Here is a 17,320-nt window from a genome sequence, read left to right as displayed (position 1 = left end):
TTTATGATGAGAATTCGGCAAGCGGTTAAAACATTTTTGTTGTGGGAGCTAGTCAAGGGGATGTTTTCAACATTCCGGTATATGTTTAAACCACGGGTTACGTTGAATTATCCCTATGAAAAGGGCCCGTTAAGCTCAAGATTTAGGGGCGAGCATGCATTGCGCCGATACCCTAATGGTGAAGAACGTTGTATCGCTTGCAAGTTATGTGAAGCGGTGTGCCCGGCGTTAGCGATTACCATTGAATCCGAGCCACGCGATGATGGCAGCCGACGTACAACCCGCTATGATATTGATATGACAAAATGTATTTATTGCGGGTTATGTCAAGAAGCCTGCCCTGTCGATGCTATTGTCGAGGGGCCAAATTTCGAATTTGCGACTGAAACCCACGAAGAACTTATTTATAACAAAGATAAATTATTAGCGAACGGTGACCGTTGGGAAGCGCAAATCGCCGCTAATTTAGAATCAGATGCACCTTATCGGTAGGAGTAGAGACCTGATGTAGAACAGTTGTCCTAACAAATTTTCTACGCCATATCGTAGTTTTAAGATCATATTGTTTAACCGAAATAAAAAATAAGTCCGCCATGATCATTCAAGAAATAGCTTTTTATATTTTTTCAGGTGTCGCCATATTAGCAGCATTAATGGTGGTATCTGCACGCAACCCTGTGCATTCAGTGTTATTTTTGGTTTTAGTTTTCTTTAATGCTGCCGGGCTTTTTCTCATCGCGGGTGCAGAATTTCTGGCCATGATTTTGCTGATCGTATATGTAGGTGCTGTGGCGGTTTTATTTCTGTTTGTCGTTATGATGATGGATATTAATTTTGCGGAAATTAGGCAAGGGTTTGTGCGGTATTTCCCGGTTGCTGGGTTGGTGGGTCTGGTATTGCTCGGGGAAATTATTTTTGCGGTGACCGGGTTGCCAGATATACGGGTAATGGGGCAGGGGATGCTGCCGGTTGCTAACCCTATCCCTGATCCGCATTTCGTTTCTAATGCTCATGCGATCGGGCGGATCCTTTACACGGATTATATCTATGTATTTCAGTTGGCCGGGGTTATTTTACTGGTGGCAATGATTGGAGCCATCGTTTTGACTTTAAGGGAACGCAAAGGATCGAAGCATCAGTCAATCCGCAACCAGGTTAATCGGAACGCCCAAAATACGTTAGAGTTAATTAAAAACAAACAAATCGGCAGTGGGATCGAAAAATGATTGGTATCAATGCGTATTTAATTGTGGCCGCCATCCTTTTTACCATCGGGGTTTTTGGCATTTTCATTAACCGTAAAAATATTATTACTATTTTAATGTCAATTGAACTGATGTTACTGGCCGTTAATATCAATTTGGTAGCTTTTTCCAGTTATCTTAATGATTTGACTGGGCAAATATTTACGATGCTGATTTTAACCGTTGCTGCCGCAGAAGCCGCAATCGGGTTGGCCATATTGGTGGTGTATTTCCGCAACCGTGGCTCGATTACCGTTGATGAAATGAACAGTATGAAAGGGTAATGACAAGATGTATGCCTTGATTGTTTTTTTACCCTTGATAGCAGCAGGTATTGCCGGTTTTGGAGGGCGTTGGTTGGGCGATAAAGGCAGCCAATTGATCACCTGTGTTTTGGTAGCAGCTACGGCTATATTAGCTTGGTGGGCTTTTATCCAAGTGATGGAAGGCTCTAGTCCTCAAATCATTGACCTCATGTCTTGGATTAACTCGGGCAATTTTCATGTGGGTTGGACGTTGCGGGTTGATCAGATCACCGCGGTTATGTTGGTGGTTGTTTGTACCGTCTCTGCCATGGTGCATCTATATTCGGTTGGGTATATGCAGGGGGATCGTTCTATCCCAAGGTTTATGGCGTATTTAAGCCTTTTTACTTTTAGTATGTTGGTGCTGGTCACCGCAGATAATTTGTTACAATTGTTTTTTGGTTGGGAAGCGGTCGGGTTAAGTTCTTATTTATTGATTGGATTTTGGTATGAAAGACCTTCAGCCAATGCAGCGGCTATCAAAGCATTTGTGGTTAATCGCGTCGGGGATTTAGCGTTCGCCATTGGCATTATAGGCATTTTCCTGACCTTTAATTCCCTTGATTTTGGCACTATTTTTGCAAGCGCTAGTGCCGAGGCCGCTAAAACAGTGACCTTCTTAGGAATGGAATGGCCTGTGATTGACACGCTTAGTATGTTGCTCTTCATTGGGGCAATGGGAAAATCCGCACAAATCGGCCTCCATGTATGGCTGCCCGATGCCATGGAAGGCCCAACACCAGTTTCCGCCCTTATTCACGCAGCCACGATGGTGACAGCTGGCGTGTTTTTAGTGTGCCGTTTATCACCCATTTTTGAATTATCACCGGTCACGTTAGAGGTTATGACCATTATCGGTGCAACCACGGCTTTTTTTGCGGCAACTATTGCTTTATGTCAGAACGATATTAAACGGGTGATTGCTTATTCAACTTGCAGCCAGCTAGGATATATGTTCTTTGCGGCTGGTGTTTCTGCTTATGATGCCTCCATGTTTCACCTTTTTACCCATGCCTTTTTCAAGGCATTGCTCTTTTTGGGAGCAGGATCGGTCATCCACGCACTTTCTGGTGAGCAAGATTTAAGAAAAATGGGGGGCATTTGGCGTGCCATTCCGATTACCTATGTATTGATGTGGATCGGCAACATTGCGTTAGGGGGGCTGGGCATCCCGCATATCTTCGGGCTTGCCGGTTTTTATTCAAAAGACGCTATTCTCGAGGCAGCCTGGCTATCCCCTGATTGGACAGGACAATACGCCTTTTGGTTGGGCCTGTTGACGGCTTTGCTTACCGCCTTTTACAGTTGGCGATTGCTTTTGATGGCTTTTCACGGATATAACGAACGAAGAAGTGAGGATGCCCATCACTTACCCACGGATGATCATCATTCAGCTGGTCACCATGCCCACGAATCGTCCTGGATCATGCTGCTGCCCATGATGGTACTGGCAGTTGGTGCGATGATCGCCGGGTTTTATTTTTATCCGTATTTTTTAGGCGAACATGCTGAAACTTTTTGGGGTCAGTCTATATTTCTCCAGCATCATTTGGCAGAAAAGGAACATCATCTGCCTTTATGGGTGGTTTGGGCGCCAACGGTGGCTGCGGTAAGCGGATTAATAGGGGCTTATTTGTTTTATGTTGTTTGTCCAAGATTACCTGACTTTTTTGCCAGGGCTTTCCGACCCATTTACAAACTATTCCTCAATAAATGGTATTTTGACGAATTGTATCATCATATCTTTATAAAACCGGCGCTAAAACTGGCAGATTTTTTCTGGCGGCGGATTGATCAAGGAATTATTGATCGGTTCGGGCCTAATGGCACGGCTTTTATCAGCCGATTAATAGCTGCGGGTGCCAGTCGATTGCAATCGGGGTATGTATATCATTATGCTTTTGCGGTTCTCATGGGCTTGGCGGTTTTACTATGGATTGTCCTTAACCGTTATATGGGATGGGAATAATAGCTATGAATGAATTTCTGTTACCTATCATCACCTTTCTCCCCCTAGTTGGTGTGTTAGTGATTATATGGGCGCGTGGGGAAGAAAAATTAGTTGCCAACCATGTGCGTTGGGTTGCCCTATGGACGTCTTTGGTAACTTTTGGTTTAGCAGTTTTCCTGTGGATGCAATTTGATGCCTTAAAACCTGGCTATCAGTTTGTCATTAATAAATCCTGGTTGCCGGGATTGCCGGTACGTTTTTATATGGGACTTGATGGATTATCCTTATTATTTTTGATGTTATCCGTTTTTCTGGTGCCGATTTGCATCATTGCCAGTTGGAATTCCATTCAGAAACGCGTGAAGGAATATATGATTGCCTTCCTAATTTTGGAAACCTTCATGATTGGCGCTTTCTGTGCGTTAGACCTTGTTTTGTTTTACGTGTTTTTTGAAGGCGTCCTGATCCCCATGTTTCTAATTATTGGAATTTGGGGTGGGAAAGGGCGAATCTACGCCTCCTTTAAATTTTTTCTTTATACGTTGCTTGGGTCGGTTTTGATGTTGATTGCCATATTGGCAATTATGATTCATACAAATTCTGCTGATATTGCGTATTTGACAACCAACCATTTGCTTGATTCGCAGTGGCAATTTTGGTTGTGGTTGGCCTTTTTTGCCTCTTTTGCTGTGAAAGTACCGATGTGGCCGCTGCATACCTGGCTACCCGATGCCCATGTGGAAGCGCCTACAGCCGGATCGGTCATTTTAGCAGGGGTGCTTCTGAAAATGGGTGGGTATGGCTTTATCCGGGTGTTATTACCGATCATGCCGGATGCCAGCGTGTTTTTTGCCCCAATGGTTTTTGGCTTAAGCATCGTGGCGGTTATTTACACCTCCTTAATCGCCTTGGCGCAACAAGACATGAAAAAGCTGATTGCGTATTCTTCAATAGCTCATATGGGATTTGTTACGGCCGGTATTTTCTCATTGACTCAACAAGGGATTGAGGGGGCTGTTTTTCAAATGCTAAGCCACGGGATTGTTTCCGGCGCTTTGTTCTTGTGCGTAGGGGTATTATATGATCGACTGCATACCAGGGACATCAGCCGTTTTGGTGGATTAGCCATTCGTATGCCCGTTTATGCTATGTTGTTTTTAGTGTTTACGATGGCTTCCTTAGCGTTGCCTGGTACCAGCGGTTTTGTGGGCGAATTCTTAGTATTGCTAGGGGTTTTCAAAGCCAATCATTTAGTGGCAGTGGCTATGGCGGTTGCCATGATTTTAGGCGCGGTATACATGCTTTGGTTATATCGCCGGGTGATGTTTGGGAAACTCGTTAAAGACGATTTGAAACAACTGCCAGATTTGACCTTAAAAGAAGGATTTATTTTAGGGTTGATGGGTATGATAGTGTTGTGGATGGGGATCTATCCATCTTCTTTTCTGGGTATTACTGGCCCAATGACGGAAAATTTTATAAAATTTTTCCCCGCAAGTCTGGTACCTTGAAATGAAAAATAATGATGTCATACATTATAACAACGTAGCAAATAGTTTTTGCCTGTAAAATGAGTAGATGTATCTTATGCTTCAATCTTTATCCGCGGCTATTCCAGAAATTTGGTTGTTAGCATCTGCCATTATTTTATTAATGGTTGGCGTTTTCTTAAAAAAGCACAGTTTTCCAATTGTCTATTGGCTTAGTTTTTTCGTGCTGGTTATGGGAATTATAGGACAAATTATTTGGTTTCCCGATACTTCCGTAACGCTATTTAACGGAATGTTTATTAGTAAACCTGCCCTAACTATTTTAAAAATTGTTTGTTGGATGGCTGCTGCTGTCTGTTTGCTGATAAGCCCGTCTTATATTCGGACAATGCCCAATCTATCAAGATTTGAGTTCCCAATCTTAATTTTATTTGCTGTTTTGGGAATGAGCCTCATGTTGTCGGCCAACCATTTAATCACCTTATATGTCAGTATTGAGCTGCAGAGCTTGGCCTTATACGTGCTGGCCGCTTTCAATCGCGACCATTTGCGTTCCAGCGAAGCTGGATTGAAATATTTTGCTTTAGGTGCTTTGTCTTCAGGGTTATTATTATATGGCTGTTCTTTACTATACGGTTTTAGCGGCAATGCTGGTTTCGCGCAAATTCAGCAATATGTCCAGAATACTGCTGCTATGCCAGCTGGATTCGTGGTCGCTTTGGTATTTGTGGTTAGCGGCCTTTTGTTTAAAGTATCAGCTGTTCCTTTCCATATGTGGACACCGGATGTTTATCAAGGTTCGCCAACGCCAATCACTGCCTTTTTTACAACCGCCCCTAAATTGGCTTCGCTAGGCTTACTGCTCCGTATTAGCTTGGAGTTTTTTCCCCAAGATCAAGAATCGTGGAAACAAATTTTCTGGTTGGCTGCTGTGGGCTCTATGTTGATTGGGGCTTTTGCAGCCATCCGGCAGCAAAATATCAAAAGGCTATTGGCCTATGGCAGCATCGGCCATATCGGCTATGCCATGATTGGGTTGGTGATAGGGGGCAATGGCCCCATCAGCGCCCTGCTGCTTTATATGATGATTTATATTGGGGTGAGTTGGGGGTTTTTGCCTGCCTCTTGACGATGTATTCTGCCAAGAACAATTTTGAAAATCTAGATGATTTTGCAGGGCTATCAAAATCAAATCCAGTGATAGCTTTTGTCTTAACCTTGCTTTTACTATCGATGGCAGGGTTGCCGCCTTTAGCAGGTTTTTGGGGAAAGTTTTATATTTTTATAGGCGCAGTTCAGCAGCAATATTACGTGTTAGCGATTATTGGGGTTATATCTTCGGTCGTGGCTGCTTTTTATTATTTAAAAATTATTAAAATCATGTATGTTGATGAAGGTAAAGATGTGCCGGTTCGAAAATTACCAGTTGCCGGGGCCACTATCGCTATTATAGCAAGCATGCTCATGATCGGCTTATTCATTTTTCCAAATTCATTGATTAACTTAATGGATCAAACAGCTGCAAACTTAATCCTGAGGTGATCTCAATTACGCTTTTACCGCCTTTTTTTCAGTTGCATCACTACCCTTTGGTTACCAGTACCAATGATCTTATTAAGGATTTGGTTAAACAGGGAAAAGGGCGAGATGGTTTAATTGTTCAGGCCGATCAACAGACAGCCGGTCGCGGTCGGCGGGGCCGAGCTTGGGTGTCGCCAATTGGCAATTTCTATATGTCTATGTTAGTTGAAAAAACACCCAAACAATCTTTGCAAGAGGTGGCGCAAATAGGATTTGTTGCTTCCTTATCCATGGCGGTTGCCATCAATCATTTAATAGGTCGGCCAAAAACTGTCCAAATCAAATGGCCAAATGATTTATTGATTAATAAAAGAAAATGTGCCGGGATGTTACTAGAAACATTGCCGTCAGATAATTCAACAGACCCGCTCTTCGTGATCTTAGGGATAGGGGTTAATATAACTTCATTCCCCGAAGATCTTCCATATTTAGCCACGAGTTTGAAAGAGATACAGGGGAATAGTAATATATCTATTCAGCAATTGTTAGGGCAATTCTGTCATGATTTCCTGCCGCGGTTAAAAAATTGGCGGGCAGGGAATTTTGTTGATATTCGAAAAGAATGGTTGGAATATGCCTGTGGAATAAGTGAGGAAATTTTAGTTCATTTACCGTCTGAGACCATTGCTGGAAAATTTGTTGATCTTAATGATCAAGGCCAATTATTGCTTAAAAACGCTGCGGGTATCAGAAAAATTACGGTGGGTGATGTGTTTTTTCCAACAAGAAGGGCTTAATCATGGGAAATAATCTAGTCCTGGCAATTGATAGCGGAAATACCAACATTGTTTTTGCCTTGGCAGATGAATATAAAATTATTGCTTCTTGGCGGATTGCAACCAATCGACAAAGGACTGCCGATGAATATGCGGTTTGGTTATTGCAATTAATGTCGATAGGGGGATTTTCTTCAAAAATTATTTCGGGGATTGTGATCGCGTCCGTTGTACCGGAAACGATTTTCCCATTAGAAACAATGGCAAAAAAATTTTTCCAATGTGATCCCATTATTGTTAACCATACGCATGCTGAAGCTATGGGGATTAAAATACTTATAGATTATCCCCAAGAGTTAGGAGCTGATCGTGTTGTTAATGTCATTGCGGCGCATACAAGATATTCGATGCCCCAAATTATTGTGGATTTAGGGACAGCCACGACCTTAGATGTAGTTGATGAACAGGGAAATTTTATTGGCGGGGCTATCGCCCCCGGTATTAACCTTTCTTTAGAGGCGCTTTATATGGCAGCTGCCAAATTGCCAAGAATGGTTATTGCTAAACCTCAAAAAGTGATTGCTACCTCAACAATTCCTGCCATGCAATCAGGGATTTTTTGGGGATATATTGGATTAATTGAAGGATTGATCGACAAAACCCAGAAGGAGTTAGGAAAGAAAGCAACAGTTATTGCTACAGGAGGGTTGACGCCAGTTTTAGCTGGTTCAACCAATGTCTTTGACCATGTTAATGGAGATTTAACCATGTTAGGTATTACTGATATTTATTATTCAACAAACAAACGGAATCATGCAAAAAACAACAAAAATTTTAAAACCACGTAGTGACCAATGGCTTTTCCTACCCCTGGGTGGGTCAGGCGAGATTGGGATGAATTTAAACCTTTACGGATATGACGGCAAATGGCTAATGCTGGATCTTGGCATCACCTTTGGGAATGACACAACCCCAGGGATTGAGGTGATTATGCCTGATATTAGTTTTATTGAAGACAACAAACAGGATTTGGCAGGCTTGGTTTTAACTCATGCCCATGAGGACCATTTAGGCGCTGTGCCTTATTTATGGCCTAGGTTGCGTTGCCCGATTTATGCAACCCCTTTTACCGCAGCTGTCTTGAAAAAGAAGCTGGAACAAGAAGGTCTAAGGGATGTTCCCATCCATATTATCCCGATGAGGGGCAAGTTTAATGTAGGGCCTTTTCAAATAGAGTTAGTAACCTTAACCCATTCCATCCCCGAGCCGAATGCGGTTATTTTGCGAACGCCTTTGGGCACCGTGTTACATACGGGCGATTGGAAAATTGATCCATCCCCGGTGATTGGTGATGTAACAGATGAAGATACTTTAAAAGCATTAGCTAACGAAAACATCCTGGCTTTAGTTGGGGATTCAACGAATGCCTTGGTTCCTGGGCATTCAGCCTCCGAGTCAGCTTTATATGATTCGTTGCACCAATTATGCCAACAAATGACTTACCGTGTGGTTGTTACTTGCTTTGCCAGCAATGTCGCCCGGTTGAAAACGATTATGCAAGTGGCAAAAAGCTTAAAAAGAAAGGTTGCATTGGTTGGTAGATCATTGTGGCGTATTTATGAAGCTGCAAGATCAACCGGTTATTTGCAAGATATGCCTGAACCTTTGGACGAGAATGAAGTGCAATCTATTCCACGGGACAAGTTGTTAATGATTTGCACTGGCAGCCAAGGCGAGCAACGTTCGGCCTTATCCCGTATTATTCATGGCACACACTCGCACGTTTCCTTAGATGCAGGCGATGGAGTGATTTTTTCCTCGCGGGTTATTCCCGGTAATGAGCAGGAAATTTATCAATTGAAAGACGCGTTACTGCGTAAGGGACTAAAAGTGATTAGTGACGGAGATCATTTTGTCCATGTATCCGGTCACCCAGCACGCGATGAACTGACCATGATGTATCAATGGGTTCGGCCACGCTTGGCTATCCCTGTACATGGCGAGGAAAGGCATTTGCGCGCGCATGCGGAACTTGCGAAAGAATGTCAGGTTCCTCAAGCAATCCCCGCCCATAATGGCCAAGTGATCCAACTGGCCCCGAATGGCGGACAAATTGTTGACGAAGTACCGGTGGGGCGCTGGGCGCTGGATGGTAACCGGGTCATTTCCATGACGGATAAATTGGTGGAAGACCGGCAAAAAATGGCGCAAGGCGGTTTGGTTATTGTCACCTTGATTGTCGATGATTTAGGATGGATGATTGCCGATCCTGCGTTGCAAGCTATTGGTTTTTCCAAAGGCAATGAGCAGCCCACTTTTATATTGCCGCTGATGAAATTAATAAGATCCAGTATGGAAGATGTTTCGCCATTACCTGTGTCATCCTCTACGAAGCAAGGGGAAGTTAAGGGATCCGTTATCCAATTGATCAAGCGGTATATGAAAAAGAATATAGGGAAAGAACCGTTGATTGAGGTTAATATCGTAAAAATCCTATAGGAAACTCATAATGAAATTGGGTAAACTTAATCATGTAGCAATTGTTGTGCCAGATTTAGGGCAGGCTGCAAAAATTTATCAACAGTTATTGCAGGCCCACATTTCTAAACCACAATTACTTCCTGAGCATGGAGTTAGGGTCATTTTTGTTGATTTTGGGAATACAAAAATCGAATTATTAGAACCTTATGGGGAACAATCACCTATTGCTAAATTTTTAGAGACCCATCCCCAAGGCGGTATGCACCACGTCTGCTATGAAGTGGGTGATATTTTGGAAGCGAAACAGCATTTGCAAAACCAAGGTGCTCGAGTGTTAGGGGATGGTCAACCGAAAATCGGCGCTCATGGCAAACCCGTGCTATTTCTGCATCCGAAAGATTTCTGTGGAACTTTAATCGAATTGGAACAGGTTTAAACTATACGTATGACTTGGTTTACGGGAATATTAGTTTACGTCATTATTTGGTGGGTGTTGTTCTTTGCTATCTTGCCTTGGGGTGTTCGACAATCCAAAAATCCCCAATTAGGTCATGATAAAGGGGCGCCGGAAAATCCCCGTCTATTTATTAAGATAGTTCTGACTACTACCATATCCACCATATTATGGCTTATTTATTACGGTATTATCCAATAATAGGATCGATTGTTCATCAAGGAGCGGCAAAGAAAAAACCACATCCGAGAATGTGGCTTTTTCTAACTATTCTGTAGCTAGTAGATCGGATTCCCTGAACTTGGTAAAGTTCCAATTTTTTTTATTTTCGACGGGATAACTTTATCCGTCAAGATAAATTATTTTGGCAACAAATAAAACAGACAAAATAATCATCGCTATATTCAAGTCTCGCCATTTTCCACTTAAAATTTTAATCGCTGTATAACTGATGAAACCTAGGGCAATTCCATTCGCAATAGAAAAAGTCAATGGCATCGCTAAGGCTGCAATAACGGCGGGTGCCGAATCCGTCACATCATCCCAATTTATTTCAGCCAACCCCCTGGCCATCATACAAGCCACATATAACAAAGCAGAGGCGGTCGCATAAGCGGGGATCATTTTAGCAAAAGGGGCGAAAAATAACGCTGCTAGGAAAAATATAGCAACTACCACAGCAGTTAAGCCAGTCCTACCGCCCGCGCGTATACCTGCCGCACTTTCAATATAACTGGTCGTCGTGGACGTTCCCAAAACCGCTCCGATACTCGTTGCGGTGCTGTCGGCAACTAAAGCTCTTTCTAATCTGGGCAAACGGCCTTCTTTGTCCAACATGCCCGCTCGGTGCGCGAGGCCTATCAACGTGCCTGCGGTATCGAAGATATCTACAAAAAGGAAAGAAAAAACAATAACAACAAGGCCAATTTGTAAAGCGCCTGGAATATCTAGTTGTAATAACGTTGGGGTTATATCGGGGGGTAATGATACCAGCGTATCTGGAATCGCTACAATCCCTATTATAATGCCAGCCACGGTGCTTGTGAGAACACCAATAATAATAGCTCCTGGAACGCGGTAATAATCAAGAGCTGCAATCACAAAAAAACCTGCCAAGGCTAACACAACCCCATATTGGGTTAAATTACCCATGGTAACGAAGGTCGCAGGATTCGCTACAACCAATCCGGCATTTTTCATGGCGATCATCCCCAAAAACAATCCAATACCAGCGGAGATAGAAATTTTTAGCGGTTTAGGGATGGAATTAATAATATAACTACGGATAGGAAATACGCTGATCAGGAAACTAATAACCCCTGAGATAAATACGGCCCCCAGTCCTACTTGCCAAGTGTAACCCATGCCTTTTACGACACCATAGGTGAAATAAGCATTTAACCCCATGCCTGGGGCTAAAGCCACCGGATAATTGGCATACAAACCCATAATTGTTGTACTAATGGCTGCGACCAAACAGGTGGCCACAAAGACGGCCCCATGATCCATTCCAGCATCGGATAAGATGAGGGGGTTAACAATAATAATATAAGCCATAGCCAGGAATGTGGTTATTCCTGCCAGAATTTCTGTACGTACAGTGGTTTGGTGTTCCGCCAAACGAAAATATCGTTGCAGCATAGAAATATTCTCCTTGTAAAGGGGGATAAGAAAAAGAAAGAAACCAAAAGGGAGGCATCATGACAACCTTTCGCAAATCTTATTTTTACCATCTTTAGTAAAATGAAAAGCTGCAGGCTATCTAAATCATTCCGATTAGCCACTTCTTAATGTATTTCAATCAAAACTTTGCTTGCGTTTGCTTAGAAAACCTAATACCTAATAGGTTTGTGGGTAGTGCAGAATCAATATTTTGAACAGAAAAATTAGAAAATTATGAATGTCAAGCTTAGAATTTTTTTGGGGAAAAAAATTGAAAAATGGTGGCGGAAGAGGGAATTGAACCCCCGACAAACGGATTATGATCCCGCTGCTCTACCAACTGAGCTACTCCGCCAAACCTTATGGAACAAGGTGGATTCAAACCATCAAAATCTTTCCCTGTCAAGACATTCTATAAGTATCAATAAAAAATTATCAAACTTACATCACACACCAAGCTAGATCATTACTTAACTTATGCAAAAGCTCTGGTGGGCAGAATCAAGCAGCTTTATTTATTCATTTGCGCACAAATAACTTAATAAGGAAATAAAATGGCAAGTGCTGCCTGGGTGATCATTTGGCAATTCAAAGTTGCACCGATTTCGCAATCAATTTTTGAGCAATATTATGGGCAGGATGGGGAATGGGTGCAGTTGTTTCGGCAACACCCTGGATATTTATGGAGCAAGCTATATCAAGATGTGCAAGAAAAGAATACGTATTTGACCTGTGATTATTGGCAGTCACTACAATCTTATAAAGAATTTAAAGAACAATTTAGACAACCTTATCAACAGTTAGATATATATTGTGAGAAATTAACCACGGCAGAAGCACTCATCATGGAAACGATGACAAATATCGATTTAAGTTTTATGTAAAATGGAACAACTATAGCAATAGGAAAGAACTGGAATCAATTATGGCCCAAGAAATTAATACTTTGCCCGCTTCAGGTACGCGTGATTTTCTACCTCACCAGGTGCGGCAACGAGAGAGGGTTTTCCAAATCGTTCGCGAAACTTTTGAATCTTTCGGGTTTGTACCTCTGCAAACACCAACTTTTGAAAGGTTAGAAATTTTATCAGGAAAGTACGGAGATGAGGGCGAAAAATTAATCTTTAAAATCTTAAAAAGGGGTGATAAAGAACAAACAGGTGAAGCAGACCTTGCTCTGCGTTACGATTTGACTGTTCCGGCGCTTAGGGCTTTTGCTGACAATCGGCAGCAATTACCCACCGTTTTTAAGCGTTACCAAATTGGCCAGGTATGGCGAGCGGATAGGCCAGGCAAAGAAAGATTTAGAGAATTTACCCAATGCGATATTGATATTTATGGCAGCTCATCTGCAACTGCTGACCTTGAGATTCTATTAGTTATTAACCAAACTTTAAGAAGACTTGGTTTAGAAAAGAATATCAAGATACATTTGAATTCCCGGCTTTTTTTACAGCAAATGACGTCGGCATATGAGTTGCCTCCGTCGACTGCTGCTGAAATAATGATTGTTTTAGATAAAATTGATAAGATCGGATTGGCCCAGGTTGCTATACAAGTTTCTGATATTATTCAACAAAATGGGTTGGCCAAACAATGCAAGCAATTTTTAGCTGATATAGCAGGTCCAAACGCCAAAGAACTTTTTATTGCTAAAGTACAGGCAAATCCTGAAGGCAAGAAAGTGATTGCGGATATTGCGTGGCTGATAGAACAAGTCAAGCATTTGCAACCGGGCGCCAATATTATTTTTGACCCGTTTTTAGTTAGGGGTATATCGTACTACACGGGTTTTATCTTCGAAATTTTTAGCCCAGACAGCAAAAGCGCTCTATCAGCTGGTGGGCGTTATGATCATTTGAGTATGAATGTGACGGGGCAATCTATGCCTATTTGCGGTGGATCATTAGGTATCGAAAGAATATTATTGTTATTAGAAAAATCATGGACAGATTTAGACAATAATTTTGATACTTTATTTTTAACGGTCTGGGACGCGGATTCTTTGCCCGCCACTTTGCGTTTAGCAAGTGGTTTAAGGGCAAATGGCTTAAAAATATATATGTCAACTATTGAAAAAGATTTGAAAAGCCAACTAAAATTTGCTGACAAAAATAAATATCGCTTTTGCTTGATTTTGGGGCCTGATGAAATTAAAAATCAGACGTTGGTGGTGAAAGATTTTGTTCACAAAAAGCAACAAATATTAGAAAATAAAGACCATCAACTTTTAACGAACGGCCTGTTAAAGTTCATGAAATAAAAAATGCCATAGTTCACATGGGAGAAACATTGGGGATGTACTAGATAAAAGAAATATCTAGGAGAGATATAAGACTAAGACTTTGTCGTATAAGGATCAATAATCCGATGAAACTGATTGAATGTTTTGATGGAGGTAACGGCCCGTTCAGCGGCGGACGTGACTGGTGTCTATAAAAATACAGCTGCTCTTTAGTATGAAATTTAGAACCTCTCGAAACAGGTAAAGCGGATCATGCCAAAATACAATGGCGTGCCTTACGGAAACTACCCTTGGTTTCTGAAGAAATGTGAGTTTAGGTTTAATACCGTCCACCCAGACAGCAGATCAAACTCTCGCTAAATCTTAACTTTATCTAGATTTTTTAAAATAGAGACTTAAATTTACTTATTTTAAAATGGTGCCTAGGAGCGGAATCGAACCACCGACACGCGGATTTTCAGTCCGCTGCTCTACCAACTGAGCTACCTAGGCATAATGGCTATCTTTGATTATTATTGTCACACCAACTAACTGTTGCCTTATAATCAAAAACCATCAGCCTGTCCAGTGTAATTTTGGCCTTTGATTTTTATAAAATAGGAGCAGCTAAGTTGAAAAAAGCTATTGATCTTAGCTTTTCTAAAAACTGCGATTTTTGTTTTTCCAAGTTATGATAAAGAAAATTTGTAAGGCTAGAATAGAGATCTTGTCAAGCAAGCTTAGGGTAAGTGTTGCAATAATACAATGGCCGCCAATGAAAAAATATTACCACATCATGACAGGTTCCATTTCTTGGTTTAATGGACTATGAACTGTAGGGAAGATACCCAATCTTTTTAAACCTTTTTAACTGAATCATAAGATAGCAGGCGGAGAATAAAAATCGTATGGATAATAAGTTGAAAAATTTAATACGAGTTGCGATCTCTTGTGCGGTGATTGTATTTTTAGGATCTTGTGCCGTTCGTCCAACAGATCCGGAAGAACTTGCAGAATTTATGGAGACCAACGATCCTTTGGAACCCTTTAATAGAAAGGTGTTTGCTTTTAATCAAGCGGTGGATGAGAATTTTCTGGTGCCAGTTGCGAAAGGGTACCGCACCGTCGTTCCAGAAGAAGCACGTAAAAGCATTCGGAATTTTACGAATAATTTGAGAGAACCCTATAATTTTGTAAATAATTTATTACAATTATCACCAGATACACCAAAAACTTTGGCCCGCTTCATCATTAACTCAACAATAGGTTTTTTAGGTTTTTTTGATGTAGCCAGTGAACTTGGGTTGGAATACGATGAAGAGGATTTTGGGCAAACTTTAGCTTTATGGGGCATTCCTGAAGGGCCTTATCTAGTCTTACCGCTGTTTGGGCCGTCAAATTTTCGGGATTCTGCGGGTGTTGTTGTAGGGATTGCAGCAGATCCTGTTAATTTAACTTTAGGGGGATTGGGCCTAAAAATCGTGAGTTATAGTATTTCCGGCCTAACATTGGTAAGCCAAAGGGAGGTTTACTTAGACCCAGTTGAGCAAATTAAAGCCAATTCACTTGATTATTATGCAACGATGCGCAGCTTATATCGTCAGCGTCGGTTGAAAATGATTTATGATTTTGATCCTTCGGAGAGGAAAAATTTGCCTATATTAAGGGATACGAAAGATTTTCGAGATTAAAGGTAAGCCATGATGAAAGCACGCGACATAGGAAAATCGGGTATTCTCTCTGCAATCATTTCAAATAAATTGTTGGTTGTCGTTTTATTTCTGAAAAGTTTTTTGATTACCCCTTCTTTATCTGCAGACATGCCACGAACTTTTGCCGATTTGGTTGCGAAGGTTTCACCTGCGGTGGTTAATATTTCAACCACACAATCAATTGAAGATAAAAATCCCAGTAATTCTTTTGACTTTACTTTTCCACCTGGTTCTCTTTTTGAAGATTACTTTAATGAATTCGGATTGCCGGATGGGGATGCAAATAAAGGCACCCAGCAACGGATAGGGTTGGGATCAGGTTTTATTATTGATCCGAACGGATATGTGGTCACCAATTATCATGTGATTAAAGATGCCCAGGCAGTCCAAGTGACTCTAAATAACGGTAAACAATATGAAGCATCACTGGTTGGGGTGGATCAGAGAACAGATATTGCTGTTTTAAAAATTGAGACCAAGCAATCATTAGTCTTCGTGCAATTGGGTGATTCAGATAAAGCAAGGGTTGGTGACTGGATTGTTGCGGTAGGTAATCCTTTTGGTTTGGGGGGGTCTGTCACCGTTGGGGTTCTCTCTGCACGTGGTCGGGATATTCAATCGGGGCCTTTTGATGATTTTTTACAGCTCGATGCTGCTATTAATAGGGGTAATTCCGGGGGACCAAGTTTTAATTTGCAGGGCGAAGTGATTGGGATTAATACAGCCATATATTCCCCAAATGGTGGCAGTGTAGGGATAGGCTTTGCTATCCCTTCCAACGTGGCTAAACCGATTATCACAGCTCTTAAAGAGAAAGGGGCAGTGGAACGCGGATGGTTGGGAATCCAAATACAGCCGGTAACACCTGAAATATCAGAAGCAGTTGGCTTATCAAGGGCGCAGGGCGCTTTAATCATTTCTGTCCAACCGAATAGCCCCGCTGCACGTGCAGGATTACTTGCAAGCGACGTTATTACAGCGGTTAATCAACAAGCGATTACTGAAATGCGCGACTTGCCCAAATTAATTGCCTCTATCGCGCCAGGCAAAAAAGTTAGCCTTTCTGTTTGGCGCGATCAGAAAACCATTTCTATTCCTATCGAACTTGGTCGGTTGGAAGACCCACAAACAAATGTCATCCTATCTCCGGCCGTTGTAAAAAATCCGCCAATCTCAAATGATAGCCAGATGTTAGAAGGCGCTTCTTTAAGTTCTTTGAATGTAGAATTTCGGCAACGTTTTAATATTGCCGATCAAACCAAAGGCGTAGGTATTACGGATGTTAAAGCTTCAAGCATGTCTGCCAGCCAGGGATTAAAAAAGGGGGATGTGATTGTCCAAGTCGGACAGAAAAGAATTACCAGTCTGGCGGAATTGGAAATGGCCATTCAGAATGCCAAAAGTGCTAAAAAAAGTGCCATTCTTTTCTTGATTAATCGTCAAGGCAGTGAAACATTCCTTGCTTTTAAATTTTGAAGGAGAACTGATAAAATAAATTTT

At 41.8% G+C, this 17,320-nt stretch carries 17 protein-coding genes and 2 tRNA genes; 16 read left to right on the top strand and 3 right to left on the bottom strand.

The genetic code is table 11. From position 1 onward, the window contains the following. Window positions 1-3 precede the first annotated feature (3 nt). From nuoI to IPP67_02100, 12 genes are all read left to right on the top strand, one after another. Entirely contained in the window at window positions 4-492 is a 489-nt protein-coding gene (nuoI, locus tag IPP67_02155) for an NADH-quinone oxidoreductase subunit NuoI (GenBank protein MBL0338003.1), read from the top strand. Between the two features lie 101 nt (window positions 493-593). Next, entirely contained in the window at window positions 594-1,226 is a 633-nt protein-coding gene (locus tag IPP67_02150) for an NADH-quinone oxidoreductase subunit J (protein ID MBL0338002.1), read from the top strand. Beyond that, entirely contained in the window at window positions 1,223-1,528 is a 306-nt protein-coding gene (nuoK, locus tag IPP67_02145) for an NADH-quinone oxidoreductase subunit NuoK (GenBank protein MBL0338001.1), read from the top strand. The genes IPP67_02150 and nuoK overlap by 4 nt, the downstream gene beginning before the upstream one ends. 7 nt (window positions 1,529-1,535) lie before the next feature. Beyond that, window positions 1,536-3,518 carry an NADH-quinone oxidoreductase subunit L gene (gene nuoL / locus IPP67_02140; GenBank protein MBL0338000.1) on the top strand — a complete coding sequence of 661 codons (1,983 nt, stop codon included), beginning with the start codon at window positions 1,536-1,538 and terminating at the stop codon, window positions 3,516-3,518. A gap of 5 nt (window positions 3,519-3,523) precedes the next feature. Further along, on the top strand, window positions 3,524-5,011 hold the full coding sequence (locus IPP67_02135; GenBank protein MBL0337999.1) for an NADH-quinone oxidoreductase subunit M: 1,488 nt from the start codon (window positions 3,524-3,526) through the stop codon (window positions 5,009-5,011). Between the two features lie 67 nt (window positions 5,012-5,078). Next, complete coding sequence (locus IPP67_02130) at window positions 5,079-6,119, top strand: NADH-quinone oxidoreductase subunit N (GenBank protein ID MBL0337998.1); 1,041 nt, start codon at window positions 5,079-5,081, stop codon at window positions 6,117-6,119. Continuing rightward, window positions 6,116-6,532: a hypothetical protein gene (locus tag IPP67_02125; GenBank protein MBL0337997.1), complete on the top strand. Its 417-nt coding sequence runs from the start codon at window positions 6,116-6,118 to the stop codon at window positions 6,530-6,532. The genes IPP67_02130 and IPP67_02125 overlap by 4 nt, the downstream gene beginning before the upstream one ends. A gap of 47 nt (window positions 6,533-6,579) precedes the next feature. After that, on the top strand, window positions 6,580-7,308 hold the full coding sequence (locus IPP67_02120) for a biotin--[acetyl-CoA-carboxylase] ligase (GenBank protein MBL0337996.1): 729 nt from the start codon (window positions 6,580-6,582) through the stop codon (window positions 7,306-7,308). A gap of 2 nt (window positions 7,309-7,310) precedes the next feature. After that, window positions 7,311-8,135, top strand: coding sequence for a type III pantothenate kinase (locus IPP67_02115; protein ID MBL0337995.1), 825 nt, complete (start codon window positions 7,311-7,313; stop codon window positions 8,133-8,135). After that, a complete protein-coding gene (locus tag IPP67_02110) occupies window positions 8,101-9,786 on the top strand; it encodes a ribonuclease J (GenBank protein MBL0337994.1) in 1,686 nt (561 codons plus the stop codon). Before IPP67_02115 ends, IPP67_02110 begins: the two co-directional genes overlap by 35 nt. A 10-nt stretch (window positions 9,787-9,796) precedes the next feature. Then, the gene (gene mce, locus IPP67_02105; protein ID MBL0337993.1) at window positions 9,797-10,204 is read left to right on the top strand and encodes a methylmalonyl-CoA epimerase; all 408 of its coding nucleotides are present in this window, start codon (window positions 9,797-9,799) and stop codon (window positions 10,202-10,204) included. A 9-nt stretch (window positions 10,205-10,213) separates the two neighbouring features. Continuing rightward, the gene (locus tag IPP67_02100) at window positions 10,214-10,423 is read left to right on the top strand and encodes a DUF1467 family protein (GenBank protein ID MBL0337992.1); all 210 of its coding nucleotides are present in this window, start codon (window positions 10,214-10,216) and stop codon (window positions 10,421-10,423) included. A gap of 141 nt (window positions 10,424-10,564) precedes the next feature. Here IPP67_02100 and IPP67_02095 read toward each other — a convergent pair whose 3' ends face one another. Continuing rightward, window positions 10,565-11,863: an NCS2 family permease gene (locus tag IPP67_02095; protein ID MBL0337991.1), complete on the bottom strand. Its 1,299-nt coding sequence runs from the start codon at window positions 11,861-11,863 to the stop codon at window positions 10,565-10,567. A gap of 300 nt (window positions 11,864-12,163) precedes the next feature. Beyond that, window positions 12,164-12,239 (bottom strand) — tRNA-Met (locus IPP67_02090). A 199-nt stretch (window positions 12,240-12,438) separates the two neighbouring features. Between IPP67_02090 and IPP67_02085 the strand changes: the two genes are divergently transcribed. Further along, complete coding sequence (locus IPP67_02085; GenBank protein MBL0337990.1) at window positions 12,439-12,768, top strand: hypothetical protein; 330 nt, start codon at window positions 12,439-12,441, stop codon at window positions 12,766-12,768. Between the two features lie 41 nt (window positions 12,769-12,809). Beyond that, complete coding sequence (hisS, locus tag IPP67_02080; protein MBL0337989.1) at window positions 12,810-14,147, top strand: histidine--tRNA ligase; 1,338 nt, start codon at window positions 12,810-12,812, stop codon at window positions 14,145-14,147. Window positions 14,148-14,545: 398 nt separating this feature from the next. On the opposite strand, the gene IPP67_02075 is transcribed toward hisS, so the two are convergent. After that, window positions 14,546-14,621 (bottom strand) — tRNA-Phe (locus tag IPP67_02075). 407 nt (window positions 14,622-15,028) lie between these two features. Here IPP67_02075 and IPP67_02070 point away from each other — a divergent pair. Both IPP67_02070 and IPP67_02065 read left to right on the top strand, forming a co-directional pair. Then, a complete protein-coding gene (locus tag IPP67_02070) occupies window positions 15,029-15,799 on the top strand; it encodes a VacJ family lipoprotein (protein MBL0337988.1) in 771 nt (256 codons plus the stop codon). A 9-nt stretch (window positions 15,800-15,808) separates the two neighbouring features. Continuing rightward, window positions 15,809-17,296, top strand: a complete 1,488-nt coding sequence (locus tag IPP67_02065) for a DegQ family serine endoprotease (protein MBL0337987.1) — start codon at window positions 15,809-15,811, stop codon at window positions 17,294-17,296. The last annotated feature ends 24 nt before the right edge of the window (window positions 17,297-17,320 follow it).

It is taken from the genome of Rhodospirillaceae bacterium, from assembly GCA_016722635.1.
Classification (GTDB): Bacteria; Pseudomonadota; Alphaproteobacteria; order JAEUKQ01; family JAEUKQ01; genus JAEUKQ01.
This window is presented reverse-complemented; position numbering and strand designations above follow the sequence as displayed.